At 74.4% G+C, this 24560-nt stretch carries 20 protein-coding genes and 1 pseudogene; 11 read left to right on the top strand and 10 right to left on the bottom strand.

Annotated features, from left to right (window positions below):
* Positions 1-111: 111 nt before the first annotated feature.
* Positions 112-2247, bottom strand: a complete 2136-nt coding sequence (gene uvrB / locus SXIN_RS24720) for an excinuclease ABC subunit UvrB (RefSeq protein ID WP_019709555.1) — start codon at positions 2245-2247, stop codon at positions 112-114.
* Positions 2248-2599: 352 nt separating this feature from the next.
* Here uvrB and SXIN_RS24715 point away from each other — a divergent pair, with 352 nt between their 5' ends.
* The 5 genes from SXIN_RS24715 to SXIN_RS24695 all read left to right on the top strand — a co-directional run bounded on the left by SXIN_RS24715 (position 2600) and on the right by SXIN_RS24695 (position 7729).
* On the top strand, positions 2600-3511 hold the full coding sequence (locus SXIN_RS24715) for a glycerophosphodiester phosphodiesterase (RefSeq protein ID WP_019709554.1): 912 nt from the start codon (positions 2600-2602) through the stop codon (positions 3509-3511).
* Positions 3512-3661: 150 nt separating this feature from the next.
* Positions 3662-4204: a methylated-DNA--[protein]-cysteine S-methyltransferase gene (locus SXIN_RS24710; RefSeq protein WP_019706165.1), complete on the top strand. Its 543-nt coding sequence runs from the start codon at positions 3662-3664 to the stop codon at positions 4202-4204.
* A gap of 76 nt (positions 4205-4280) precedes the next feature.
* On the top strand, positions 4281-5561 hold the full coding sequence (locus tag SXIN_RS24705; RefSeq protein ID WP_238153856.1) for an MFS transporter: 1281 nt from the start codon (positions 4281-4283) through the stop codon (positions 5559-5561).
* Positions 5562-5670: 109 nt separating this feature from the next.
* Complete coding sequence (locus SXIN_RS24700; RefSeq protein ID WP_019709553.1) at positions 5671-6942, top strand: FUSC family protein; 1272 nt, start codon at positions 5671-5673, stop codon at positions 6940-6942.
* 172 nt (positions 6943-7114) lie between these two features.
* Positions 7115-7729: a DinB family protein gene (locus tag SXIN_RS24695; RefSeq protein ID WP_238153855.1), complete on the top strand. Its 615-nt coding sequence runs from the start codon at positions 7115-7117 to the stop codon at positions 7727-7729.
* Between the two features lie 16 nt (positions 7730-7745).
* On the opposite strand, the gene SXIN_RS24690 is transcribed toward SXIN_RS24695, so the two are convergent.
* Both SXIN_RS24690 and SXIN_RS24685 read right to left on the bottom strand, forming a co-directional pair.
* Entirely contained in the window at positions 7746-9770 is a 2025-nt protein-coding gene (locus tag SXIN_RS24690; protein WP_238153854.1) for a glycoside hydrolase family 5 protein, read from the bottom strand.
* Positions 9771-9836: 66 nt separating this feature from the next.
* Complete coding sequence (locus SXIN_RS24685; RefSeq protein WP_019709552.1) at positions 9837-10508, bottom strand: nucleoside/nucleotide kinase family protein; 672 nt, start codon at positions 10506-10508, stop codon at positions 9837-9839.
* Between the two features lie 158 nt (positions 10509-10666).
* Between SXIN_RS24685 and SXIN_RS24680 the strand changes: the two genes are divergently transcribed.
* Both SXIN_RS24680 and SXIN_RS24675 read left to right on the top strand, forming a co-directional pair.
* Complete coding sequence (locus SXIN_RS24680; RefSeq protein ID WP_019709551.1) at positions 10667-11371, top strand: cysteine hydrolase family protein; 705 nt, start codon at positions 10667-10669, stop codon at positions 11369-11371.
* Positions 11372-11378: 7 nt separating this feature from the next.
* A pseudogene (locus tag SXIN_RS24675) lies at positions 11379-12293 on the top strand (GlxA family transcriptional regulator); the annotation flags it as partial.
* Positions 12294-12418: 125 nt separating this feature from the next.
* On the opposite strand, the gene SXIN_RS24670 reads toward SXIN_RS24675, so the two are convergent.
* From SXIN_RS24670 to SXIN_RS24660, 3 genes are all read right to left on the bottom strand, one after another.
* Entirely contained in the window at positions 12419-13132 is a 714-nt protein-coding gene (locus SXIN_RS24670) for an antibiotic biosynthesis monooxygenase (protein ID WP_019709549.1), read from the bottom strand.
* A 212-nt stretch (positions 13133-13344) separates the two neighbouring features.
* Positions 13345-14484: an ADP-ribosylglycohydrolase family protein gene (locus SXIN_RS24665; protein WP_039821801.1), complete on the bottom strand. Its 1140-nt coding sequence runs from the start codon at positions 14482-14484 to the stop codon at positions 13345-13347.
* 84 nt (positions 14485-14568) lie between these two features.
* Entirely contained in the window at positions 14569-15375 is an 807-nt protein-coding gene (locus tag SXIN_RS24660) for a methyltransferase domain-containing protein (RefSeq protein WP_019709547.1), read from the bottom strand.
* A 69-nt stretch (positions 15376-15444) separates the two neighbouring features.
* On the opposite strand from SXIN_RS24660, the gene SXIN_RS24655 reads away from it, so the two are divergent.
* Positions 15445-15777 carry a cupin domain-containing protein gene (locus SXIN_RS24655; RefSeq protein ID WP_019709546.1) on the top strand — a complete coding sequence of 111 codons (333 nt, stop codon included), beginning with the start codon at positions 15445-15447 and terminating at the stop codon, positions 15775-15777.
* A gap of 9 nt (positions 15778-15786) precedes the next feature.
* The gene (locus tag SXIN_RS24650) at positions 15787-16356 is read left to right on the top strand and encodes a DUF488 domain-containing protein (protein ID WP_019709545.1); all 570 of its coding nucleotides are present in this window, start codon (positions 15787-15789) and stop codon (positions 16354-16356) included.
* A 58-nt stretch (positions 16357-16414) separates the two neighbouring features.
* Here SXIN_RS24650 and SXIN_RS24645 read toward each other — a convergent pair whose 3' ends face one another.
* The 4 genes from SXIN_RS24645 to rpsA form a co-directional block, all read right to left on the bottom strand.
* Entirely contained in the window at positions 16415-16777 is a 363-nt protein-coding gene (locus SXIN_RS24645) for a tetratricopeptide repeat protein (protein WP_043463180.1), read from the bottom strand.
* A 143-nt stretch (positions 16778-16920) separates the two neighbouring features.
* A complete protein-coding gene (coaE, locus tag SXIN_RS24640) occupies positions 16921-17538 on the bottom strand; it encodes a dephospho-CoA kinase (RefSeq protein ID WP_019709544.1) in 618 nt (205 codons plus the stop codon).
* Between the two features lie 52 nt (positions 17539-17590).
* Positions 17591-18532, bottom strand: coding sequence for a PAC2 family protein (locus SXIN_RS24635; RefSeq protein WP_039821798.1), 942 nt, complete (start codon positions 18530-18532; stop codon positions 17591-17593).
* A gap of 196 nt (positions 18533-18728) precedes the next feature.
* The gene (gene rpsA / locus SXIN_RS24630) at positions 18729-20249 is read right to left on the bottom strand and encodes a 30S ribosomal protein S1 (protein WP_043463184.1); all 1521 of its coding nucleotides are present in this window, start codon (positions 20247-20249) and stop codon (positions 18729-18731) included.
* Between the two features lie 379 nt (positions 20250-20628).
* Here rpsA and SXIN_RS24625 point away from each other — a divergent pair, with 379 nt between their 5' ends.
* Both SXIN_RS24625 and hrpB read left to right on the top strand, forming a co-directional pair.
* Positions 20629-21498, top strand: a complete 870-nt coding sequence (locus SXIN_RS24625; protein ID WP_095757544.1) for a class I SAM-dependent methyltransferase — start codon at positions 20629-20631, stop codon at positions 21496-21498.
* Positions 21499-21643: 145 nt separating this feature from the next.
* Positions 21644-24286, top strand: a complete 2643-nt coding sequence (hrpB, locus tag SXIN_RS24620) for an ATP-dependent helicase HrpB (protein ID WP_095757543.1) — start codon at positions 21644-21646, stop codon at positions 24284-24286.
* Positions 24287-24560 lie beyond the last annotated feature (274 nt).

Below are 24560 nucleotides of genomic sequence, written 5' to 3'. Positions count from 1 at the left end.
GCAACACAGCGGCGCCGTCCGGGATGCCGGGAGTGGCGTGGGGGTACACCGGGGCGCCGGAAGGCCCGGAAAGCCCTCCGGGGAGCGCCCGTGTCCGGCGGGGCCCCGGCCTCAGGCGAGGCCGGCCTCCCGCATCTGCCGCAGTTCCTTCTTCAGTTCGCCCACCTCGTCCCGGAGCCGTGCCGCGACCTCGAACTGGAGGTCCGCCGCGGCGGCGCGCATCCGGTCCGTCATCTCCTCGATGAGCTCGGCCAGTTCGGCCGCCGGCCGGTCGGTGGGCGCGAGGGGCTTCCGGTGCCCGGACCTGGCCGCCGCCTTGCCGCCGAGGGCGGGCACGGGGGCCTTGGCCTCCTTGGCACCCTTGGCCTCCTTCGGGCTGCGGTAGCCGGTGCCGAGCAGCTCCTGGGTGTCGATGTCCTCGCGGGCGATGGTGGCCACGATGTCGTTGATCTTCTTCCGCAGGGGCTGCGGGTCGAGGCCGCGCTCCGTGTTGTACGCGATCTGCTTCTCCCGGCGCCGGTTGGTCTCGTCGATGGCCCGCTCCATCGCCGGCGTGATCTTGTCGGCGTACATGTGGACCTGGCCGGAGACGTTCCGCGCGGCCCGGCCGATCGTCTGGATGAGCGAGGTGCCGGAGCGGAGGAAGCCCTCCTTGTCGGCGTCGAGGATGGCGACCAGCGAGACCTCGGGCAGGTCCAGGCCCTCCCGGAGGAGGTTGATGCCGACGAGGACGTCGTACTCGCCGGCGCGCAGTTCGCGCAGCAGTTCGACGCGGCGGAGGGTGTCCACGTCCGAGTGGAGATAGCGGACCTGGATGCCGAGCTCCAGGAAGTAGTCGGTGAGGTCCTCGGCCATCTTCTTGGTGAGGGTGGTGACGAGGACGCGCTCGTCCTTCTCGGTGCGGAGACGGATCTCGTGCACCAGGTCGTCGATCTGGCCCTCGGTGGGCTTGACGACGACCTCCGGGTCGACGAGCCCGGTCGGCCGGATGATCTGCTCGACCACGCCGTCACCCCGGGACAGCTCGTACGCACCGGGGGTGGCGGAGAGGTAGACCGTCTGGCCGATGCGCTCGGTGAACTCCTCCCATTTCAGCGGGCGGTTGTCCATGGCGGACGGCAGCCGGAAGCCGTGCTCGACGAGGGTCCGCTTGCGGGAGGCGTCCCCCTCGTACATCGCGCCGATCTGGGGGACGGTGACATGCGACTCGTCGACGACGAGGAGGAAGTCCTCCGGGAAGTAGTCGAGGAGGGTGTGCGGAGGGGAGCCGGGCTCGCGGCCGTCGACGTGCAGGGAGTAGTTCTCGATGCCGGAGCAGGAGCCGATCTGGCGCATCATCTCGATGTCGTAGGTGGTGCGCATGCGCAGCCGCTGGGCCTCCAGCAGCTTGCCCTGCTTCTCCATCACCGCGAGGGTCTCGGTCAGCTCCCGCTCGATGGCCCCGATCGCGCGCTCCATGCGCTCCGGTCCGGCGACGTAGTGGCTGGCGGGGAACACGTACAGGTGTTCGTCCTCGCTGATGACCTCGCCGGTGAGCGGGTGCAGCGTGGAGAGCGCCTCGATCTCGTCGCCGAACATCTCGATCCGGACGGCCAGCTCCTCGTAGACCGGGAAGATCTCGATGGTGTCGCCGCGGACCCGGAAGGTGCCGCGGGTGAAGGCCATGTCGTTGCGCGTGTACTGGATGTCGACGAAACGGCGCAGCAGTTCGTCCCGGTCGTACTCCTCGCCGACCTTCAGCGGCACCATGCGGTCGACGTACTCCTGCGGGGTGCCCAGGCCGTAGATGCAGGAGACGGAGGCGACCACGACCACGTCGCGCCGGGTGAGCAGCGAGTTCGTGGCGGAGTGGCGCAGGCGCTCGACCTCCTCGTTGACCGAGGAGTCCTTCTCGATGTAGGTGTCCGACTGCGGTACGTACGCCTCGGGCTGGTAGTAGTCGTAGTACGAGACGAAGTACTCGACGGCGTTGTTCGGCAGGAGCTCGCGGAACTCGTTGGCGAGCTGGGCGGCCAGGGTCTTGTTGGGCGCCATCACCAGCGTCGGCCGCTGGAGCCGTTCGATCATCCATGCGGTGGTGGCCGACTTGCCGGTACCGGTCGCACCGAGCAGCACGACGTCCTTCTCACCGGCGCGGATGCGCCGCTCCAGGTCCGCGATGGCCGCGGGCTGGTCGCCGCTGGGCTGGTAGGGGCTGACGACCTCGAAGGGCGCCACCGTGCGTTCGATGTGGGATACGGGCCGCATGCCACCACCGTACGACCCGGCACCGACAACCGGCGCCGGAGGACCGCGCCCGGGAGCGGCTCCGGTCCCGGCCCGCCCCTCCCCCGATCGGATCAAGTCGGCCCGGCGGGCTGCGGGAGCCGCGCGCCGCGGCCAAATCACCGGCTGATGGGGTGCCTGTGACGGGACGCGCCCGGAGTGGCGCGTCCCGGGAACCCCGGCGGCCCGCTGTTCCACTACATATCGTCACAAGGTGCGAAACACTACCCTGCGGAGTCGCTCGTTCACTTTCTGGCCATCCTGCGCCTGTTTCCCGTTGGCGGACGGCTGGGAACCTCAGCGGGTCCGTGAACAGACGACGCGAGGAGTCCACGTGCTCACACGCCCTGTCGCAGCCGTCACCGGCGCGGTGCTGGGGTTCTCCGCACTCTTCCTCTCCGCACCGGCGGCCCTGGCCGCCGGTCCCCCGGACGGGCCGGAGGTCTTCGCCCATCGCGGCGCCTCCGGCTACGCCCCCGAGAACACCCTCGCCGCCGCGGACAAGGCGGACGAGCTCGGCACCGTATGGGTGGAGAACGACGTCCAGCGCACCAAGGACGGCGCGCTGGTCGTCATCCACGACACCACCCTCGCCCGCACGACGGACGTCGAGGAGGTCTTCCCCGACCGGTCGCCCTGGAAGGTCTCGGACTTCACGCTCCAGGAGATCCGGCAGCTCGACGCGGGCAGCTGGTTCTCCGAGGAGTACGCGGGCGAGCGGGTCCCCACCCTCCGGCAGTTCCTGCACCGGCTCTCCTGGAACCGGCAGAAACTGCTGCTGGAGATCAAGGCACCGGAGCTGTACCCGGGCATCGAGCGGCAGATCCTCGGCGAGCTGCGCCGCACCGGCTGGCTGAGCCCGTACCACGTCCGGCACAAGCTGATCGTCCAGAGCTTCGCCGCCGACAGCATCCGGACCGTGCACGAGCGGCGCCCCGACGTGCGGACCGGCTTCCTCGGCACACCGGCGGTGGCGGACCTGCCCTCCTACGCCGAGTTCACCGACCAGATCAACCCCAGCTTCCGCACCGTGACGGCGGACTACGTGGACGCGGTCCACCGGCTCAAGGGTCCGCACGGCAAGCGGATGCAAGTGCTGACCTGGACGGTCAACGACGGCCCGACCGCCACCCGGCTCGCGGGGATCGGCGTGGACGGCATCATCACCAACTATCCGGACGTGGTCCGGGACGCGGTCGGCGAGGAGAGCGCGGCGCCGGAGGCGCTGCTGCCCTCCGCCGGCTGACCGCCCGCCCGGCCGGGTCCCGTGGACCGGGTCCCGTCGCCCCGGCTCCCCGTCGGGCACCCGGAGCCCGGCCGTCTCCCCGGCCGGGCTCCGCCGGGAAGAGGGGGTGCCCGCCCGGCGGCTGTCGGTGCCCGGCCCTACCCTGCCGGGATGACCGCAGTGACCTGGACCGTGACCGGCACCCCCATCGGCCCGCTGCTCCTCGCCACCACGGGCCGGGGGCTGGCCCACGTCGTCTTCCACGCCGACGGGGCCGTCCTCGGGCGCGCCGTGGACCGGCTGGCGGCACGCTTCGGCGGCGAGCCGGCCGAGGGGGACGGGGAGACCGGGCCGCCCCCGCTCGCGGAGGCCGTCCGGCAGCTCCGGGCCTACTTCGCCGGCACCCGGACGGCCTTCGAGCTCGAACTGGACTGGTCGCTCTCCTCCGGATTCAACCTGCGCGTACTGCGCGAGCTGGCCGCCGGCGTGCCGTACGGCGCCGTCGTCTCCTACCAGGACCTCGCCGACCGGGTGGGCGAGCCGGGCGCCGCCCGGGCCGTCGGCGCGGCCATGGGGTCCAACCCCCTGCCGGTGGTCGTGCCCTGCCATCGCGTGGTCGAACAGAACGGCGGCATCGGCGGCTTCGGCGGCGGGCTGCCGGCCAAGCGGGCGCTGCTGGAGCTGGAGGGAGTCCTTCCGCAGCCGCTGTTCTGATGGCTCGGGCGGCGACCCCTCCGCCGTGGGTGAACACCCGTTCACCCCTGTCGGTGCCTGCTGGCAGACTCGGCCCGTGACTTCCACCCAGGACCCGGCCGTGCACCGGGAAGCACCGCTCGACCTGGCCGCGCTGCGCCGCCGCACCACCGCGGTCCTCATCGCGAGCCAGATCCTCGGCGGACTCGGTGTCGCCATCGGCATCGCCCTGGCCTCCGTGCTGGCCGAGGAGATCGGCGGCTCCGAGGCGCTGTCCGGGCTGGCGCAGACCGCCGCGGTGGCCGGTACCGCCCTGCTCTCGATGCCGCTGGCCGCGCTGATGAGCGCCCGCGGCCGGCGCCCGGGGCTGACCCTGGCCTACGCCATCGGCGCCACGGGCGGCGGCCTCGTCGTCCTCGCCGCCGCCCTCCGCTCCTTCCCGCTGCTCCTGGTGGGCATGGCAGCCTTCGGCGCGGGCTCCTCGGCCAACCTCCAGGCCCGGTTCGCGGCCGCCGACCTCGCACCCGCCGAGCAGCGGGCCCGGGCGATCTCCACGGTCGTCTGGGCCACCACCGTCGGTGCCGTCCTCGGCCCCAACATCGCCGCGCCGGCGGGCCGCAGTGTGGCGGGGCTCGGGATACCCGAGGCCGCCGGCCCGTTCCTGTGGGCGGCGGCCGTCTTCGTCGTCTGCGCCGTGCTGGTGGCCGCCCTGCTGCGGCCGGACCCGCTGCTCACCGCCCGGGCGCTCGCGCCACGCGAGGAGCACCCGGAGCGGGGGCGCTCGCTGCGTGCCGGACTGTCCGCCGTGGCCGCCTCGGCGCCGGCCCGGCTGGCGCTGGTCACGGTCAGCACCTCGCACACGGTCATGGTCGCGATCATGGTGATGACCCCCGTCGACCTGGCGCACCACGGGGCCGGTATCGAGCTGATCGGCCTGGTGATCAGCGGTCACATCGCCGGGATGTACGCCTTCTCGCCGGTGATGGGCTGGCTCTGCGACCGCGCCGGCCGGCTGCCGGTCATCGGTCTCGCCGTGGTCCTGCTGGGCGCGGCGGCTCTCCTCGCGGGCACGGCCGGGGGCGGGCACGGCCGTACGGCGGCTGGGCTGTTCCTGCTCGGCCTCGGCTGGTCGGCGGGGCTCGTGGCCGGCTCGGCGCTGCTGACCGACTCCGTGCCGCAGGCCGCGCGCGCCGCCGTACAGGGCCTGTCGGACCTGACGATGAACGCGGCGGCGGGCCTCGGCGGCGCGCTGGCCGGCCTGGTCGTCGCCCAGGCCGGCTACGGCTGGCTGAACGCCCTGGGCGCTCTGCTGCTGTTCCCGGTGGTGATCCTCGCCGTCCTCGGCCGGCGCCGCCCCGGCCGCGCCGGAGCCGCCTGAGGCGTCCCCGCCCCGCCGGACCGGGGTGCCCCTCCGCGGACGGTCGCCCACCCGGGTGGCAGGCGGCCGGCGGGTGTATCCGGCCTGGCGGAGCGGGAATGCGGACACAATGCACGATGTCGTCCCGGAGCCCGTGGCGGAGCTCGCCAAGCGCCGCAGGGAGCCGGTCGTCGTCCAGACGGTCCGCTCCGCGACAGGCGCGACCATCGCCTACGCGGCCGCCGTGTGGCTGCTCGGCTCGAAGCCGCCCCCGCTGCTCGCCCCGCTGACCGCGCTGCTCGTCGTCCAGGTCACCCTCTACGCGACCCTCACCAGCGGTGTCCGCCGGGTGAACGCCGTGGTGGCCGGGGTCCTCATCGCCGTGGGCTTCAGCGCCTGGGTGGGGCTCACCTGGTGGAGTCTCGGCCTGCTGATCATCTCCGCGCTGGTCACCGGGCATCTGGTCCGGGTCGGGGAGTTCGTGCCCGAGGTGGCCATCTCCGCCATGCTCGTCCTCGGTGTCACCCATGCCACCGATCTGGCGCTGACGCGGGTGCTGGAGACCCTGGTCGGCGCCGGGGTGGGGCTCCTCTTCAACATCGTCTTCGTTCCGCCGGTCTGGGTGGAGGACGCGGGCGAGTCCATCGAGGACCTGGCCAAGCGGATGTCGGCGCTGCTACTGGAGCTCGGCGAGGAGCTCGGCGGCCACACCCCGGTGGAGGAGGCCACCGCGCGGGTCGAGGAGGCCCGCCGGCTCGACCACGACATCTCGGAGGTGGACGAGGCCCTCACCCGGGCCGAGGAGAGCGTGCGGTTCAATCCCCGGGTGAAGGAGGGCCTGCTCTCCCGGATCGTGCTGCGCACCGGTCTGGACACACTGGAGATCTGCGCGGTGATACTGCGGGTCACCACCCGGAGCCTGGCGGATCTGGCCCGGGCACGGACGGAGGAGGCGCTGTTCCCCCCGGATGTCTCCGCCGCGCTGCGCGAGCTGTTCATCAACATGGCCGGCGCGGTGCAGAGCTTCTCCGTGCTGATCACCGATCAGGTGAGCGCGAACGCGGAGGACGCGGAGACCTTCCTGCTCACCGAGCTCTCCGCGGCCCGGATGAGCCGGGAGCACGTGGCCCGCCTGCTGCTGGAGAAGGTGCAGGAGCACCCGCGGCAGTGGCAGCTGCACGGGGCGCTGCTGGCCGAGGTCGACCGGTTCCTGGACGAGCTGGACGTCGAGAAGCGTTCGACCCGGCTCGCGGAGGAACTCGACCGCTACTCGCGCGAGCAGCGCGCCCGCCACCCGAGGCTGGACCGGGCCAAGCGCCGCGTCCGCCGGTACCGCCGCCGCCGGGGCCGCGGACAGAGCCGCCGGCAGGCACTGACGAAGCAGGACGTGGACGCGGCCTGAGCCCGGGGAGACCGTCCTCGGCCTGGGACACGGCACCTTGCGGACGGAATCCGACCGCAAGTCCTTCTACGGTCGGGACACCGGCGGCACACGGGCCCCGATCCCCGGGACACCGGACCGGGCACCGGCCCCGTCCCCGCCGACCCGCCGACCGTACGAAGGGACTCACCCCGTGAACGCTCATGCCTCCGCGTCCTCCGCGTCCTCCGCGACATCCGGCACCCCCTCCGCGGCCACCGCTCCCGCGCCCGGCGCCGTCGCACCGCGCGACCTGCCCGGTGAGCGCGGTGAGTTCCTGCGCAGCATGGCCGAGCAACGGGCCAATCTGCTGATCACCGTCCGCGGTCTGGACGACGAGCGGACCGCCCGGCGCACCACCGTCAGCGAACTGACCCTCGGCGGGCTGCTGCGCCACGTCACCCAGGGGGAACGCACCTGGATCCGGATCCTGGCCGACGGCGAGGGCAGGGCGCCGGAGGGCATGTTCGACATGGACCAGTACCGGATGCGGGAGGACGACACCCTCGCCGCTCTGGTGGCCGACTACAAGGCCGCGGCACGGGCCACCGAGGAGACCGTGGCCGGCCTGCCCGGACTGGACGTCACCGTGCCGCTGCCGCACAGCCCGTGGGGACCGCCGGAGACGGTGCACTGGTCGGCCCGTCGCATCCTGCTCCACATCGTCCGCGAGACGGCACAGCACGCGGGCCATGCCGACATCATCCGCGAGGCGCTGGACGGGGCGAGCACGACGGCGCAGATGATCCCGCCGGGCTCGGCCGCGTGAGGGCCCGCCGCCCCGGTCACCCGCCGAAACCTGCGCGGGCGGCCCAGCCCGTGAGCTCCCGCCGGGCCTCCTCCCGCAGCTCCGGCGGCGCCGGGGCGGTGCCCTCGGCGATCAGCGCGAAGTGCAGCCGTCCGCCCGGCCCGCCGTCCTCCTCGCCGGCCGCCGGCGGTGAGAGCAGCAGCCGCCGGGCGTCCGTGCCGCCCGCCCCGGGGGCGGTGGCGACCGGGTGGCGGGCCGTGCGGCCGTCGGCGGCGTACGGGGGCGGCCCGGCGGCCGTCCCGAGGTCGGAGACGACGACGGTGCGCTCCGGGTCGAAGCCCCGGGGCAGGTGCAGCTCGGTGGGGGCCTCCCCCGCACCGCCGTCCGGAGCGTCCGAGCGCCACACCAGCATCCCGTAGCGGCCGGAGCCGGTCAGCTCGGCGACGTGCGGCAGGTCGTCCGGGATCCGGTTCCAGGTCAGGGTGCGGTCCCCGTCCCGGGAGCGGTCCTCGTAGACGAAAGCGAGGGTGCGCCCGGAGACGGCGGTCGGGTAGAGCCGGTCGAGCAGGCGTTCGTCCTGGCGGAGTACCGGCTCGCCGGACGCGTCCCGTTCGACGGCGGAGAGGTCCTCGTCGTTCCAGGCGTCGCCCTCGGTGAGCACCTTGCCGGGGTTGCCGTTCATCAGTTCGCGGTGGCGGCCGCTGTAGATGTCCCACTGCCACTGCTGGGCGGAGAGCACGGGACCGGACTCGGCGGCCCGCCGCCACCAGTCCCGGCCGGGGAGGCGGGAGTCGAGCGCCTGGTACATCGCCTTGAGGACCGTGGGGGCCTTGTCAGCCGTCAGCCCGTTGAGCGGGTGCCCGAACTCACTGACGACCGCGGGCGCTCCGGTCGCCGCCGAGCGTTCGCGCACCTTTTCGAAGTCGCCGAGGTTCTGGCCGTCCCGCGCCTTGCCCGGCATGAGGACGCCGGAGATGGCCCGCTGGTCGTAGAAGTGCGTGTTGAACACGGAGCGGGGGCCGAGCCGCCCGGCGTCCAGGAAGCCGCCCTCCTCGTGCTGGAAGCCGATGTTGGAGTTCCAGAACATGTTCGGTTCGAGGAAGGCCGGCTTGTCCTGCCAGCCCGCGGCGTCCATGCGGGCGCGGAAGCGGTCGTAGAAGGGCACCAGGGTGTCCCGCTCCCAGGACCGGCTGTCCTCGCCGTCCTCGTAGGTGCCGGCGTGGGGCTCGTTGTACGGGTCGAAGCCGGCGATCCCCGCGAACTGGTCCCCGGTGAGGTGCTCCTTGAGGTGCGCCATGGTCTTCCCGGCGGTGGCCAGGAACGCGTCCTGCACGCCGAGGGGCCCGGCCTCCGTCTCCAGGACCCGGTTGTCCCAGAAGTCGCGGCTCGCGTCCATGACGGCCCGGTTCTGGGTGATGTTCTGCCCCCAGTGGACGCAGATGCCGCAGAACTCCCGCGGGTAGCCGCCGGCTTCGACGGCCCACCGGGGCGCGCCGTCGCCGGTGTACCAGCTGTCCTCGTGGAACAGGTACCGGGAGTAGAGGTCCTGGTGGAAGTCGGGGTAGACGCGCAGGCCGGCGTCGAGGAAGGCGCCCATCTGCGCGGTGACGGCGGCCAGGTACGCCTCGTCGACCCGGCCCGGTTCGGGCTCGGCGTACGCCCAGGAGAGCAGGAAGCGAACGGTGTTGGCGCCGGTGAGATCCCGCAGCGCCTCGGCGGAGGCGCGGGCGTCGGCGGTGTTCGCGAAGGGCAGACCGCGGTTCTCGTGCAGCTTGGTCTCGCCGGAGACGTTGAAGCCGCGCAGGACGACCTCCCGGCCGTGCCCGTCGGTGAACCGGGTGCCGTCCGGCGTCACCTCGGCGGCGGCGCGGCCGTCGAACCAGAGTCCGCCGTCGCCGGCCGCTGCCCCGGTGCCGGCGGCGCTCTCCGTCCCGGCGGCTCTCGCGGCCGTGTCCGGGCCGTACAGCCCGGCCGTCATCAGGGCGCCGAGGACGATTCCGACCGCTCCGGCCCGCCGCCGCCCTCCGCCACCACGCCGCGTCCGCACACCCCTGAACACCATGGCCGCCACGATCAGGGCTTACTGACGCACTGTCAAGAGCGCTCACCGACACTGGGTTACCGATGGTTATGCCTCGTCCCCGGGTGTGCGGCCCCGCCCATCGGCGCCGTTCCAGGCCGGCCGGCGCGGATCGTCCACCCGTACGACCACATCCGCGGCCTCCTCCGGACCCACCTCGTCCGCGTACCGCGCGAAGGCGGGCAGCGTCCACCGCTCCCCGGCGGGGGTGCGCCGCTCCAGCGCGCCGGGCGACAACCGCAGGTGGACGGTCAGGTCGAACGGGAACCAGTGCCCCAGCAGCAGCGGGCCGTGCAGCACCAGTACCCCGCCGGGCGGGAGTTCGGTGTACGGGCTGCGGGTGGCCCGGTCGGTCTCCGGGTCCCACAGATCGGGCAGCACCCGCCCGCTGCCGCCGGGGTCCAGCGGCCCGAAGACCTCCCGCCGGAGGGCGCCGGTGTCGAGCCGGCCCTCGTAGTACGCGTCGGGGTCCTCGCGCCCGGACTCGTACCGCAGCGAGGCGGGCCGCAGGAAACCCTCGGTGGAGACACCGCACACCGGGCGGCCGCGGAGGCGCAGGGCTCCGGCGAGCCGCGCCGCCGGCTCCCCGGGGGACGCCGCGGGGGCGCCGTCGATCGCGATCCGCAGCCACGGGCTGCCGTCCCGGCCGGTCTCCGCCGCCGCGACGCGCTCCGCGAGGGCATCCGTCAGCCGGTCCCAGGTGATCGCTTCCATCCGCATACGGCCATCTTCCCCGCCCCTGCCACCGTGCCCGGACGGCCGAGCCGGACGGACGTGTGCCGGGAGGACGACCGCGACCCGGCCGGCTGACCGGATCGGTCCGCCGGCAGGCATGATGGTGTCTGTCGCGGGAGCCGTCGGAGGAGCAGGGTCGGGATATGGACCACACCACCGCGAACGCCTCGCACACCACGTCCGCCACCGCCCCCGCACCCTCCTCCTCCGCCGCCGCCGCGAGCGCGCTGCTCGTCATCGACGTCCAGGAGTCCTTCCGGCAGCGGCCGGACTGGCGGGCCGCGTCCGACCCCGAGGTCGCCGGCCGGGTCGCCCGGCTGGTCGCCGCGGCCCGCGAGCGCGGCGAGTACGTCGTCTGGGTCCTGCACAGCGAACCCGGCACCGGCACGGTGTTCGACCCCGCACTCGGGCACGTACGACTCATGCCGGGTCTGGAACCCGGGGCCGGGGAGCCCGTGCTGACCAAGACCGCGCACAACGCCTTCACCACCACCCCACTGCAGCGGCTCCTCACCACGCGCGGCGTCCGCGCCCTCACGGTCTGCGGCATCCGGACCGAACAGTGCTGCGAGACGACGGCACGGCTCGCCGCCGACCTCGGCTACGAGGTGACCTTCGCGATCGACGCGACCGCGACGACCCCGGTCGAGCACCGTGACGCGCGGCCCGGCCGCCCCCTCGCGGAGATCCTGGCCGACCCCCGCACCCTGACGACGGCCGAGATCATGACCCGCACCGAGTACGCGCTGGCCGGCCGCTTCGCGACACTGCGCACCGTGGCCGAACTGACGGCGGGGACCGGCGCGGAACCGGCCGCCCCGGCGGCCGCGGCACCAGGCGGGAGCTGACCGGATCGTGACCCGTGTCGTCTTCCTGCTCGTGCCGGGGCTGCATCTGCTGGACCTCGCCGGCCCCGCACAGGTGTTCTCCACAGCCGCCGACCTCGGCCACGGCTACCGGCTCGCCTACGTGGCCGAGCGGGAGGACGTCCCCACGGCCCAGGGACTGCCGCTGCACGCCGGCACCGCGTGGCCGGAGCTGAGCGCGGACGATCTCGTCCTCGTGCCGGGGTGGCGCACGTCCCTGGCCGCACGCGGCGCCGGATTCCTCAGTGCCCCGGTCCTCGGCCGCCTCGCCGCGCACCACGCGGCGGGCGGCACCGTGGCCAGCGTGTGCTCCGGGGCGTACGCGCTGGGGCGCGCGGGCCTGCTCGACGGACGCCGCTGCACCACGCACCACGAACTCCAGGACGAACTGGCCCGGCGCCATCCGCGCGCCACCGTCGAGCGCGACGTGCTCTACGTCGTCGACGAGCGGGTGGTGACCTCCGCCGGGATCGCCAGCGGCATCGACCTGGCGCTCCACCTGGTGGCCGTGCGGCACGGGCCCGCCGCCGCCGCACGGGTGGCGCGCTCGATGGTCGTCCACACCCGCCGCAACGGCGACGAGCGGCAGAGCAGCGCCATGCTCCGGTACCGGGCCCACCTCAGCGACGTGGTCCACCGGGCCCAGGACGTGATCGACGCCCGGTTCACCGAGCCGCTGCCCCTGGCGGAGCTGGCCGCGGCCGCGGGCGTCAGCGAACGCACCCTCACCCGCCGCTTCGGAGCGGCGACCGGACTGACGCCGCTCCGCTACCAGCAGCGGCTGCGCGTCGAACGCGCCGAGCACCTGATCGGCCGCGGCGCGACCGTGGAGGCCGCCGCCCGGGCCGCCGGCTTCCAGGACGCCCGGATGCTGCGCCGGCTCCGGGGCAGGGAGGCGGCCCCGGGCGGAAGTGCGGCAGTCCCGAAGGCTCCGGCGGCTGCGGCTGCGACTGCGACTGCGACTACGGCTGCGGCGCCGTCCGCCCCTTCCGCCCCGACGCCTCCCGCGGCCGGCCCGGAGCGCCCGTCTCACGGCCGGAGGCCGCTCCACGCCCAGCGGTAGCGCTTGACGTCACTGTGCAGCAGCCCTGGGAAGCTCTGCACCCGCCGCCACCCCTCGGTGGCGGAGCCCACGCCGTCACCCGGCGCGGCGAGGGCGTCGGCGTGCGCCTCCTCGCTCGTCCACTCCGCGTAGTTGAGCACCCGGGTGCCATCCGTGCTCAGGAAGAAGTTCGCGGAGATGCCGCCCGGACGGGGCCGCGGTTCCCCGTCCAGGGCTTCGAACACCGTGTCGACCCAGGCGCGTTGCCGGGCGCGGTCCGGGCCGTCGAACTCCACGTCCACGACGACGACACAGCCGGGCACGGCGCCCGGATCGCGCAGCGAACGGCTGCGGTACAGCTCGTACGCCGCGATGCCGACCCGTTCGATTCCGGGGACAGCGGCGTCGATCTCGTCGTTCCGCTCCTGCCGGTGGGTCCGGACGAAGGCGTGGTAGGCGGCCTTGTCCGTCCACTGCGAGTGGTGCAGCAGGGTGTCGCCGTCGGTGCCCGTGTAGACGTGGTAGCCGAGCAGGTCGCGGGTGGGCCAGGGACGCTCCGCCCAGGTGGCGGCGATAGCCGCCACGACGGCCCGCTGCCGCTGCGGGGTGCCGACCCGCCAGGTGCTGAAGAAGGGGGCGCCGGCGTCGGGGCGGGCGATGTCGGGCCGGTGCGGGACGGAGCGCGGGTGCGCGGTGGTCATGGGCGTTCCTCCGTGGTGGTCGCGGGGCCGGAGCCGTGCGGGACACGCCGTTCGCGTCCCGGCGACCACCACTCTCAAACATCAACCAAGCTTGAGGTCAAGGGAGTTCGGAGGGACACCCGCACACCCCGGCCACCCTGCGGACGGCCGGGTACCGCACCGCCCCGCCCCCAGGCCCTCCGGCGCCTTCCGTTCCCTTCTGCTTCCGTCCCTCACGTCTCGTCCCCCGCGTGGAACCCCGCCGCGAAGTCGTCCGCGAGCAGAGTGATGGTGGCGCGCCCCTCGACCCGCGCCAGCCAGTCCTGCGGCAGTCGCAGGTCCCCGTGGTGGGCGCCGAGGAGGTTGCCGCAGACGGCGCCGGTGGAGTCGCTGTCACCCGAGTGGTTGACGGAGAGCAGCAGGGCCTCGCGGACCGCCTCCCCGGAGACGGCCGCCGGACCGCCGGTCCCGTCCCGCTCCGGGGTGTGGACCAGCACGCAGTACACGGCGATGGCCAGCGCCTCCTCCGCGATCCAGCCGCCGCCGAGTGTCTCCACCCGCTCCGGGCCCGGAGCGGCACCGCGGTCCGCCGCGAGATCGAGCGCGGCGCCGAGGGCGGCCGTCGTCTCCTCGTGGCCCGGGTACCGGGTGAGGAGGCGGAGCGTCAGCAGCACGGCGGCCTCCGGGCTCTCGCCGTACAACAGATGGTGGACGATCGCCGCCAGGGCGCCGGCCGCGTAGGAGCCGGTCGGATGGCCGTGGGTGATCTGCGCGCAGCGGGCCGCCAGTTCGAAGGAGGCGCGCGGCCCGGCGCCGGTCAGGCCGAAGGGGGCGGAGCGCATCACCGTGCCGCAGCCCTTGGACCCGGGGTTGACGGGGCCGGGCTCGCCGCGCAGCTCAGCGGCCGGGTCGGGCGCATACGCGTGTTCGAGACCCGTAAGGCAGGCGTTGCCGGGTGCGCGCCGCGCGTACAGCCACCGCTCCTCGCGGAGCCTCCCGGTACGGTGCGTGAGCCCGTCCGCGGCCGGCGGCCCGTCGTGGCGCTGGGTGTCCAGCCAGCGCAGATAGGCATCGCGCACCAGTTCGGTACCAACGCCCGCGACGCCCCCCGCGGCCACCCGCTCACGGGCCCGCATCAGGCCCTCGGCCGTGAAGAGCGTCATCTGGGTGTCGTCGGTGACCGTGCCGGCCGGCGCACCGCGGCCGGCGGCCACCAGGCCGCGCAGACCGTGCGGCCCGTGCGCGGCGCGGATGCGGTCCGTGGACAGGAACTCCACCGGATTGCCCAGCGCGTCCCCGACGGCACCGCCCAGCAGGCACCCCCGGATCCGGGCCCGTACCGCCACCGCCCCGCTCCAGGACCGGTCTTCCATGTCCGCCACCCCCGCCTGGTGTGTCCGTCGCTCGAACGGCCATCCTGCCAGGTGCGCACGCTTCTCCCGGCGGCAACGGGTTCCTCAGGCCGGAGGCTTCCGGGTGACGAGCTGGAAGATCCGCGCCAGATGGGGATACGGCGGCCGGCCGGTCACCGCCAGCTCCAGCCGCTCCAGTTCCGCGTAGAACGCCGGGTCGCGCTTGCGTTCGTCGTCGGCGATGACGTCGCAGAAGCTGCGGATGCCGTAGTGGTGGACGTCCGTACAGCCGAGCGACTCCAGGACGGGGACCACCTCCTCCGCGGTGTGCAGGACCAGCTCGGTGTCGAACGTCCGGGTGCGGTCCCGGCGTACGTCCAGCGCGGCGAGCGCGGCGGCCGGGTCCAGCTCCCGGACCGCCAGGTTGAAGGGCCCGGAGTGCCGGTTGAACGCCATCACGGAGAGCAGCCCACCGGGCCGCAGCGGGGCGAGGGCCGCGCGCAGCACGGCTTCGACGTCCTCCCGGTACTGCAGCAGGTTGTGGCAGACGACCAGGTCGTGCACCGGACGCGTCCGTTCCTCCGGGAGCCGCAGGACGTCCGCCTCGACCGTGTCCACCAGCGCCGCGACACCGGCCGCGGCGGCGCGTTCCCGGGCGCGGGCGAGCATCGCGGGGGTGAAGTCGGCGATCGTCACGCGGTGTCCGCGCAGCGCCAGCCGGATCGCGTCACCGCCGTCGGCCCCGGCCAGGTCGAGCACGCGCAGCGGCCGGCCTCCGGCACGGGGCGGACTCCCGGTGTGGCGGGCGAGATTGGCCTCGGCGAGGGTGTAGCGCAGCCGGCCCCCGGGGCTGTCCTGCCACCGCTGCCACGCCTCCATCGCCGCGTCGAACTTCCCGGCGGATACGGACATCCCCCGACCGTAGCCGACACCGGGGCCCGCTCTGCCCCGTTGTCCGTCACCGATGCGAGACTGACGGCCATGCAGAAGCTCTCTCTCGACGCACAGGCCCGCGAACACCTGGCACGCGCCGCCAACTCCTCCGCCGGACGCAGCGCCGACACCCTCTACGGTGGTCACGAACACGTCCTGCGGCAGACCATTGTCGCCCTGACCGCCGGCAACTCCCTCTCGGAGCACGAGAACCCGGGCGAGGCCACCCTCCAGGTGCTCCGCGGCCGGGTGCGGCTGCACAGCGGCGACGAGCACTGGGACGGCCGCGACGGCGATCTGCTCGTCATCCCGCAGGCCCGGCACAGTCTGGAGGCCCTCGAGGACTCCGCCGTCCTGCTGACCGTCGCCAAGTCCGGCTGACCGGCCGCTGTGAGCGCCCCGGCGCCGCTGCTGACGTTCGGTCACGGCACGGCCGGCCGCGACCGGCTGACCGAGCTGCTGCACGGCGCCGGGGTGACGGAGGTGGTGGACGTACGGACGGCCCCCGGCAGCCGGCGCAACCCGGACGTCGCCCGGGACGCCCTCGCGGTGTGGCTGCCGGGCGAGGTCGGCATCGGCTACCGCTGGGAGCCCCGGCTCGGCGGCTTCCGCCGGACCACGCCCGGCTCCCCTGACACCTTCTGGCGGAACGCGTCCTTCCGGGGGTACGCGGGCCACACCCGCCACCCGGACTTCCTCGCCGCCATGGACGAACTGCTGCACGAGGCGGCTGCCGCCCGCACGGCGGTGATGTGCGGTGAGTCGGTGTGGTGGCGCTGCCACCGGCGTCTGATCGCCGACTTCGCCGTGCTGGCCCGCGGCGTGCCGGTACTGCACCTCTCCCACGACGGCCGCCTCACCGCGCACCCGCCCACCCCGGGAGCGCGCCTGCGCGAGGACGGCCTCCTGGTCTACGACCGCACCGACGCGGACGGGGCGGGCGGCGAGGACAGCCGGTGAAACCCGGCCGGCCGTGTCCCCGGAGCGGTGGCCGTCACCCGCAGCGGCGAGGCCGGCGTCAGCCGCCGAAGCCCGCGGCGGCGAGGTAGTCCGGCCGGGGGTCGAGGGCCGCGGCGAGCCGGAAGTGCCGGGTGGCCTCGGCCGGGCGGTCGGCGCGCTGCAGGGTGCGGGCCAGCGCGAAGTGCGCGAAGGCGTTGTCCGGTTCGCGCTCCAGAACGACCTGGAACTCCAGCTCGGCCGGGCGGAGCTGGGCGGCGTGGAAGAAGGCACGGGCGCGCAGCAGCCGGGCCGCGGTGTTCTCCGGGTGGGCCGTGACGACGGAGTCCAGCAGCTTGACGGCGCCCTGCGGGTCGCGGGCGGCCAGCAGCTGCTCGGCGGCACGGTACTGGATGACGGTGTTCTCGGGGGTGCGCGCGGTCACGGTCTCTCCTTCCCGGAGCGGGCGGCGGCGCGGCGGCCGCGGCGAGCTCCGTACGGTCTCCCACAACACCGGCCCCGGGGCCGTCATTCCCGCGCGGCGGCCACCGCGGCCCCCGGTGCCCGCCCCGGCCGCGTGGGGTCCGCTCAGCCGGCGGCGGTGCGCGTGGCCCGCTCGCGCCGCAGGAGTTCTTCCCACACCGCCCTGACCTGGGGTTCCAGCGCCTCGATCGGGCCGTCGTTGTCGATGACCAGATCGGCGACGGCCTTGCGCTGCTCCCTGTCGGCCTGCGCGGCCATCCGGGAGCGCGCCTCCTCCTCCGACATGCCGCGCCGCCGCACGAGCCGGTCGAGCTGGGTCTCCGGGGCGGCGTCGACCACGACGACCAGGTCGTAGAGCGGGGCGAGTCCGTTCTCGGCGAGCAGCGGGACGTCGTGGACGACGACGGCGTCCTCGCCCGCGGCGGACTCCAGTTCGGCGGAACGGGCGCCGACGAGCGGGTGCACGATCGCGTTGAGCGCCTTGAGGCGCTCCGGGTCGGCGAAGACGACACCGCCGAGCCGGGGCCGGTCCAGGTCGCCGTCCTCCGTGAGGATCTCCGGGCCGAACTCGGCGACGACCGCGGCCAGTCCGGGGGTGCCGGGCTCGACGACCTCCCGCGCGATCTTGTCGGCGTCCACGACCACCGCGCCGTACGAGGCGAGGAGCCGGGACACCTCGCTCTTGCCCGCGCCGATACCGCCGGTCAGACCCACCTTCAGCATGAGGTCAGCCTACCGGGCGGTACGGGGCGCGGACGGCGGCGTCCGGCGGCGGTCAGCCGTCGTTCCCCTCACGCTCGGCGAGAAAGCGTTCGAACTCCCCGGCCAGTTCCTCCGCCGACGGCAGCGGGGTCGCCTCGGCGACGAGGTTGCCGCGGGTCTCGCCCCCGGCGGCGGCGTCGTACTGGTGCTCCAGCCCCTGGACGAGCGCCACCAGTTCCTCGTCCCCCTGCCCGAGCTGGCGTTCGATCTCGGCCTGGGTGCGGTGCGCCTCGCTGCGGAGCGCGTGCGCCACCCCGGGCAGCACCAGTCCGGTGGCCGCCGTGACGGCCTCCAGCACGGTGAGCGCCGCGTCGGGGTAGGGCGAACGGGCCAGGTAGTGCGGTACGTGGGCGGCGACGCCCAGCACGTCGTGACCGGCCTGCGCGAGCCGGAACTCGACCAGCGCCTCGGCGCTCCCGGGCACCTGCGCCTCCTCGAACAGCCCGCCGTGGCCCGGCACCAGGTCCACCCGGTTGCCGTGCGGGGTGATGCCGACGGGCCGGGTGTGCGGCACGCCCATGGGTATGCCGTGGAAGTTCACCGAGAGCCGGACGCCGAGACGTTCGACGATCTGCCGGACGGCCGCGGCGAACCGCTCCCACTCGACGTCCGGTTCGGGGCCGGCGAGCAGCAGGAACGGCGCGGCGGTGGCGTCCCGCACCAGGTACAGCGCCAGCTTCGGCGTGTCGTAGGCGGTCCAGCGGTCGCGCTCGAAGGTGAGCAGAGGGCGCCGGGCGCGGTAGTCGATGAGCCGGTCGGCGTCGAACCGGGCCACGGTCTGCCGGGGCAGGCCGTCGAGCAGCCGCTCCACGATCTGGTCGCCGGTGTCGCCCGCGTCGATGTACCCCTCGAAGTGGTACAGCATCGTCAGCCCGGCCGAGTCCCGGGTGTTGAGCGCGTCGGCGGCCGGGAGCCCGTCCGGGTCCCACGTGTACAAACTCTGGGGATCCTGCACAGTCCGTTCCTCCTCGTTCCTGTGCGGTCAACACCGGCCGCGGTACCCGCATTCCCCCGGACGGGCCCGGACCCGCCCCGGCCGGGCGCCGGACACCTCCGGGCCGGACGCGGCGAGGCCCGCTCCCCCGAAGGGGAACGGGCCTCGCCGTTCGGCTGTCCGGCCTGCCGGCCGGGACGACCTGGTTGACCGGGCGTCAGCTCTGTCCGCCGGCCAGCTTCTCGCGGAGCGCCGCCAGCGCCTCGTCCGACGCCAGGGCGCCGGAGTTGTCCGCGGACTCGGAGGAGTACGAACCGCCACCGGCCGCACCGCCACCGCCGGTACCCGCGCCGGCACCCGGGGCCGGGGCGGCAGCGCCCTCGGCCGCGGCCTGCTCGTCGGCCTCGCGGGACTTGACGACCTGCGCCTGGTGCTGCTCGAAGCGCTGCTGCGCCTCGGCGTACTGGCGCTCCCACTCCTCGCGCTGCTTCTCGTAACCCGGCAGCCAGTCGTTGGCCTCCGGGTCGAAGCCCTCGGGGTAGATGTAGTTGCCCTGGTCGTCGTAGGACGCGGCCATGCCGTACAGGGTCGGGTCGAACTCGACCGCCGTCGGGTCGGCACCGAAGGCCTCGTTGGCCTGCTTCAGCGAGAGGCTGATGCGGCGGCGCTCGAGGTCGATGTCGATGACCTTGACGAAGATCTCGTCGTTGACCTGGACGACCTGCTCCGGAATCTCCACGTGGCGCTCGGCCAGCTCGGAGATGTGCACCAGGCCCTCGATGCCCTCGTCGACGCGGACGAACGCGCCGAACGGGACGAGCTTGGTGACCTTGCCGGGGACGACCTGGCCGATCTGGTGGGTCCGGGCGAACTGCTGCCACGGGTCTTCCTGGGTCGCCTTCAGCGACAGGGAGACGCGCTCGCGGTCCATGTCGACGTCCAGGACCTCGACCGTGACCTCCTGGCCGACCTCGACGACCTCGGAGGGGTGGTCGATGTGCTTCCAGGACAGCTCGGAGACGTGGACCAGACCGTCGACGCCGCCGAGGTCCACGAAGGCGCCGAAGTTGACGATCGAGGAGACGACGCCGGAGCGCACCTGGCCCTTCTGCAGGGTGGTGAGGAAGGTCTGGCGGACCTCGCTCTGCGTCTGCTCCAGCCAGGCACGGCGGGACAGGACCACGTTGTTGCGGTTCTTGTCCAGCTCGATGATCTTCGCCTCGAGCTCCTTGCCCACGTAGGGCTGGAGGTCGCGGACGCGGCGCATCTCGACGAGGGACGCCGGGAGGAAGCCACGGAGGCCGATGTCGAGGATGAGACCACCCTTGACGACCTCGATGACCGTACCGGTGACGATCCCGTCCTCTTCCTTGATCTTCTCGATCGTCCCCCAGGCGCGCTCGTACTGGGCGCGCTTCTTCGACAGGATCAGGCGGCCTTCCTTGTCCTCCTTCTGGAGAACCAGGGCCTCGATCTCGTCACCGACGGCCACGACCTCGTTCGGGTCGACGTCGTGCTTGATCGAGAGCTCGCGGGAGGGGATGACGCCTTCGGTCTTGTAACCGATGTCGAGCAGGACCTCGTCCCGGTCGACCTTCACGATCACGCCGTCGACGATGTCGCCGTCGTTGAAGTACTTGATCGTCTCATCGATCGCGGCGAGGAATTCTTCCTCGGAACCGATGTCGTTGACCGCCACCTGCGGGGTGGTGCGGGTTGCCTCGGTGCTGCTCGTCATGTGGGAAAGGGCTCCGGTACGGACATGGTGTCGTAGATACTGCTACGCCGAGAACCCGTATCGCACCGCCGAAGCCGGACAGCCCTGGAACGCCCTACTTCCTGGGGAAGAACCGGCGTCCCGACGACCGAGGGGACATGCAACAGATGCGAGCGCGACCTGCTCTGTCTGAGGCGCGCAGGCCCGCAGCGCAACTTGTAGCATACGGGGGCAGCCGGACAGGGTCAATGCACGAAGAGCGCAGGATGGGTGGAAACTCCCAAACCCGGCAGATATCCGCTCACGGCAGAACCGCACCACACGCGCCCGCACGGCCCCGACGGGAGCCGCCGGCACCGCGTGGCAGCGGGTTGGACGGAAGACTACGACGACGGGCGCGATGAACCAAGAGGACGGACCGGAAGCGACGGCGACACGGCGCGCCACCGGTGAGGCGGAGAGCAGCCGGGCGAGCCGCGGCTGGTGGGACCGGAACGCCGACGACTACCAGGACGAGCACGGGGCCTTCCTCGGCGACGACCGTTTCGTCTGGGGCCCGGAGGGCCTGGACGAGGCCGAGGCCGCCCTGCTGGGACCGGCCGCCGGGCTCCGGGGCCGGGAGGTACTGGAGATCGGCGCCGGCGCGGCCCAGTGCTCCCGGTGGCTGGCGGCACAGGGCGCGCGGCCGGTGGCCCTCGACCTCTCGCACCGGCAACTGCGGCACGCCCTGCGGTTCGCCTCCGGCTCCGGCGCGGGTCCGGCGGCGGGCGGGGCCTCCGGTGCGGGCCCGGGTCCCGCCGGCCCGGTGGCGCTGGTCCAGGCCGACGCCGGGGCGCTGCCCTTCGCCGACGGCTCCTTCGACCTGGCCTGCTCGGCCTACGGGGCGATCCCGTTCGTCGCCGACCCGGTGCGGGTGATGCGGGAGGTGCGCCGGGTGCTGCGGCCGGGCGGACGGTGGGTCTTCTCCGTCACGCACCCGCTGCGGTGGGCCTTCCCCGACGAGCCGGGGCCGGAAGGGCTGTCGGTCGCCGCGTCGTACTTCGACCGCACGCCCTACGTCGAGGAGGACGAGCGGGGGAACGCCGTCTACGTGGAGCACCACCGCACGGTCGGCGACCGGGTACGGGACGTGGTCGCGGCGGGTTTCCGGCTGGTGGACCTGGTCGAGCCGGAGTGGCCGGACTGGAACACCCAGGAGTGGGGCGGCTGGTCCCCGCTGCGGGGGCGGCTGATCCCGGGCACGGCGGTCTTCGTCTGCACGCGGGACTGAGGCGGCGGGGGCTCGCCCTCCTCCCTCCCCCGGCGCACGGCACGGGAGGCCTCGCGCGGAGCGCCGGGCCCGGCCGTCGCCGGGCGTGTGCCCCGGGGCCCGCCCGGGGCCGCGGGGCGGCCGCCCGGTCCGGGAGACTGGGGGCGTGATCCGGACCGACGCCCTGTTCGACCTGCCCGTCCGCACCGCCGTCCCCGAGCTGCTGGAAGCGCTCCGGGAGCGCGGCGCCGCCGTGCTCGAGGCCCCGCCCGGCACCGGCAAGACGACACTGGTGCCGCTGGCGCTGGCCGGACTGGTGCCCGAGCTCGCACCCGGCGGCTACCCGGAACCGCGGCGGGTGCTGGTGGCCGAGCCGCGCCGGATGGCGGTGCGGGCGGCCGCACGCCGCATGGCCTGGCTGCTGGGCGAGGACGTGGGCGGCCGGGTCGGCTTCACGGTGCGCGGTGAGCGCCGGGCGGGCCGGGAGACCGTCGTGGAGGTGGTCACGACGGGTGTGCTGCTCCAGCGGCTCCAGCGCGATCCGGAGCTGCCCGGGGTGGACGCCGTCCTGCTCGACGAATGCCATGAGCGGCATCTGGACGCCGACACCGCCGCCGCCTTCCTGCTGGACGTCCGGGCGGCGCTCAGGCCCGGGCTGTGGCTGGTCGCCGCCTCCGCGACGACGGACGCCGCCGCCTGGTCGCGGCTGCTCGGCGGCCCGGAGGGCGGGGGCCCGGCGCCGGCCGTCCGGGCGGAGGGCCGGGCGCACCCGGTGACGGTCGCGTACGCGCCGCCGCCGCGGCCGGTGCGCCCGCCGCACGGCACCCGCGTCGACCCGGCGCTGCTGGAACACGTCGCCGCGACCGTGCGGACCGCGCTGCGGGACACGGACGGCGACGTGCTGTGCTTCCTCCCCGGCGTCGGGGAGATCGCGCGGGTCGCCGGCATGCTGGACGGGCCCGGAGCCGAGGTCCTGCAGTTGCACGGGCAGGCCCCGGCGGCCGTCCAGGAGGCGGTGCTGCGCGGGAGCGGGGAGCGTCGGCGCGTGGTGCTGACCACGTCGGTCGCCGAGTCGAGCCTGACGGTGCCGGGAGTGCGCACGGTCGTGGACTCCGGGCTGGCGCGGGAGCCCCGGATGGACCACGGGCGCGGGCTGGGGGCGCTGACGACCGTACGGGTCTCGGCCGCGTCCGCGGTCCAGCGGGCGGGGCGCGCCGGCCGCGAGGCGCCCGGCCGGGCCTACCGCTGCTGGGCGGAGGCCGAGGACGGGCGGCTGCCGCGCAGTCCGTCGCCGGAGATCGCGGTGGCGGACCTGGCACCGTTCGCGCTGCACGCCGCCTGCTGGGGCGATCCCGACGCGTCGTCGCTCGCCCTGCCGGATCCGCCGCCTGCCGGGGCGATGGCGGCGGCGCGGGAGGTGCTGACCGCGGTCGGGGCGGTGGACGAGAACGGCCGGCCGACGGAACGGGGCCTCCGGATGGCCCGGCTGGGCCTGCATCCGCGCCTGGCGCGGGCGCTTCTGGACGGCGCGCGGGAGGTGGGTGCGCGCCGGGCCGCCGAGTTGGTGGCCCTGCTGTCGGAGGAACCGCCGCGTGCGCTCGGCGACGATCTCGCGGCGGTGTGGCGTGCGGTGCGCGGAGGCGGCGGCCACCGGGACGGCGGCGGCCGGAGCGGGGCGGGCGGTCAGGGCGGTCAGGGCGCTTACGCGGCGCGCTGGCGGCGCGAGGTGCGGCGCCTGGAGAGCGCCGTGAACGCGGGCGGCCGGACCTCCGGTGGCGGCGGAACCGGCGGCGTTGGCGGCGGAACCGGCGGTGGCGGGCTCTCGGACGACGGGGCCGCCGGGCTGGTGGCCGCGCTCGCGTTCCCGGAACGGGTGGCGCGGCGGCGCGGGACGGGCACCTGTCTGATGGCCTCGGGCACCGGAGCGGAGCTGGGCGAGGGCTCGCGGCTGGGGACCGCCGAGTGGCTCGCCGTCGCCGTCGCCGACCGGCCGGTCGCGGCGGCATCGGCGCGGGTACGGCTGGCCGCGGTCATCGGCGAGGAGACCGCACGGTGGGCTGCCGCGCCGCTGTACGCGGCCGGGGAGGAGGTCGTCTGGTCGGCGGAGCGGGGCGATGTCGTGGCGCGCCGGGTGGAACGGTTGGGGGCGCTCGAACTTTCCGCGCGCCCCCTGTCCTCCCCGGACCGGGACGCCGTGCGGGCCGCGCTGCTGGACGGTCTGCGGCGGGAGGGGCCGGGGCTGCTGCGCTGGTCGCGGGAGGCCGGGCAGCTGCGGGAGCGGATGGCGTTCCTCCACCGGGAGCTGGGGGACCCCTGGCCCGATGTCTCCGACGCGGCCCTGCTGGCGCCCGGCCGTGTGGAGGAGTGGCTGGGGTCCGCACTGGAGAAGGCACGGCGGCGGGCCGATCTGGAGCGCACCGACGCGGGCCGGGCCCTGTCCCACCTGCTGCCGTGGGCCACGGGCGAGGCCGCCCGCTTCGACGAGCTGGCGCCGGAGCGGATCGCGGTGCCGAGCGGTTCCCGCGTCCGGATCGACTACGGCGGCCCGCAGCCGGTGCTGGCCGCGAAGCTCCAAGAGCTGTTCGGCTGGCAGGAGACACCGCGGATCGCGGGCGGCCGGGTGCCGCTGCTGGTCCACCTCCTCTCCCCCGCCGGGCGCCCGGCGGCGGTGACCGCGGACCTGGCGTCCTTCTGGCGCGAGGGCTACCGCTCCGTACGCGCCGAGCTGCGCGGACGCTACCCGAGGCACCCGTGGCCGGAGGACCCGGCCACGGCGGAACCCACCCGGCGCACCAACACCCGGCGCTGAGGCGGACGTTCCGGCGGTGAGGCCTCTTCGCCGGAGCGGGCGGTGGCAGGGACGCCTCCGCCACCGGGCCTCCGGGGAAGGCCACACCGGAGGACGCGTTCCGGGTCATGGTGCGGCGCGCCGCGGGCGAGTCCGTGCACGGCCGCGCCGCCGGGCGTCCGCGCGTCCAGCAGCCGGGGCGGGCCCGGCGGCTGCCCGTCCGCACCGGATCACAGCATGCGCGCGGGGGCCTCGCCCGGTCGGTTCACGGCCGCGCCGGAGGGGCGCCGGGCAG

Origin of the sequence: Streptomyces xinghaiensis S187, from assembly GCF_000220705.2 — a bacterium.
In the GTDB taxonomy this organism is placed as follows: Bacteria; Actinomycetota; Actinomycetes; order Streptomycetales; family Streptomycetaceae; genus Streptomyces; species Streptomyces xinghaiensis.
This window is presented reverse-complemented; position numbering and strand designations above follow the sequence as displayed.

Excerpts from the sequence above, each read along its gene's own strand:
- rpsA (WP_043463184.1), bottom strand. The coding sequence starts at position 20,249 with ATGACGAGCAGCACCGAGGCAACCCGCACCACCCCGCAGGTGGCGGTC.
- SXIN_RS24710 (WP_019706165.1), top strand. The coding sequence starts at position 3,662 with ATGACCGCAGTGACCTGGACCGTGACCGGCACCCCCATCGGCCCGCTG.
- SXIN_RS24690 (WP_238153854.1), bottom strand. The coding sequence starts at position 9,770 with ATGGTGTTCAGGGGTGTGCGGACGCGGCGTGGTGGCGGAGGGCGGCGG.
- SXIN_RS24665 (WP_039821801.1), bottom strand. The coding sequence starts at position 14,484 with ATGGAAGACCGGTCCTGGAGCGGGGCGGTGGCGGTACGGGCCCGGATC.
- SXIN_RS24660 (WP_019709547.1), bottom strand. The coding sequence starts at position 15,375 with ATGTCCGTATCCGCCGGGAAGTTCGACGCGGCGATGGAGGCGTGGCAG.
- SXIN_RS24670 (WP_019709549.1), bottom strand. The coding sequence starts at position 13,132 with ATGACCACCGCGCACCCGCGCTCCGTCCCGCACCGGCCCGACATCGCC.
- SXIN_RS24700 (WP_019709553.1), top strand. The coding sequence starts at position 5,671 with ATGCACGATGTCGTCCCGGAGCCCGTGGCGGAGCTCGCCAAGCGCCGC.
- SXIN_RS24680 (WP_019709551.1), top strand. The coding sequence starts at position 10,667 with ATGGACCACACCACCGCGAACGCCTCGCACACCACGTCCGCCACCGCC.
- SXIN_RS24685 (WP_019709552.1), bottom strand. The coding sequence starts at position 10,508 with ATGCGGATGGAAGCGATCACCTGGGACCGGCTGACGGATGCCCTCGCG.
- uvrB (WP_019709555.1), bottom strand. The coding sequence starts at position 2,247 with ATGCGGCCCGTATCCCACATCGAACGCACGGTGGCGCCCTTCGAGGTC.
- coaE (WP_019709544.1), bottom strand. The coding sequence starts at position 17,538 with ATGCTGAAGGTGGGTCTGACCGGCGGTATCGGCGCGGGCAAGAGCGAG.
- SXIN_RS24655 (WP_019709546.1), top strand. The coding sequence starts at position 15,445 with ATGCAGAAGCTCTCTCTCGACGCACAGGCCCGCGAACACCTGGCACGC.
- SXIN_RS24625 (WP_095757544.1), top strand. The coding sequence starts at position 20,629 with ATGAACCAAGAGGACGGACCGGAAGCGACGGCGACACGGCGCGCCACC.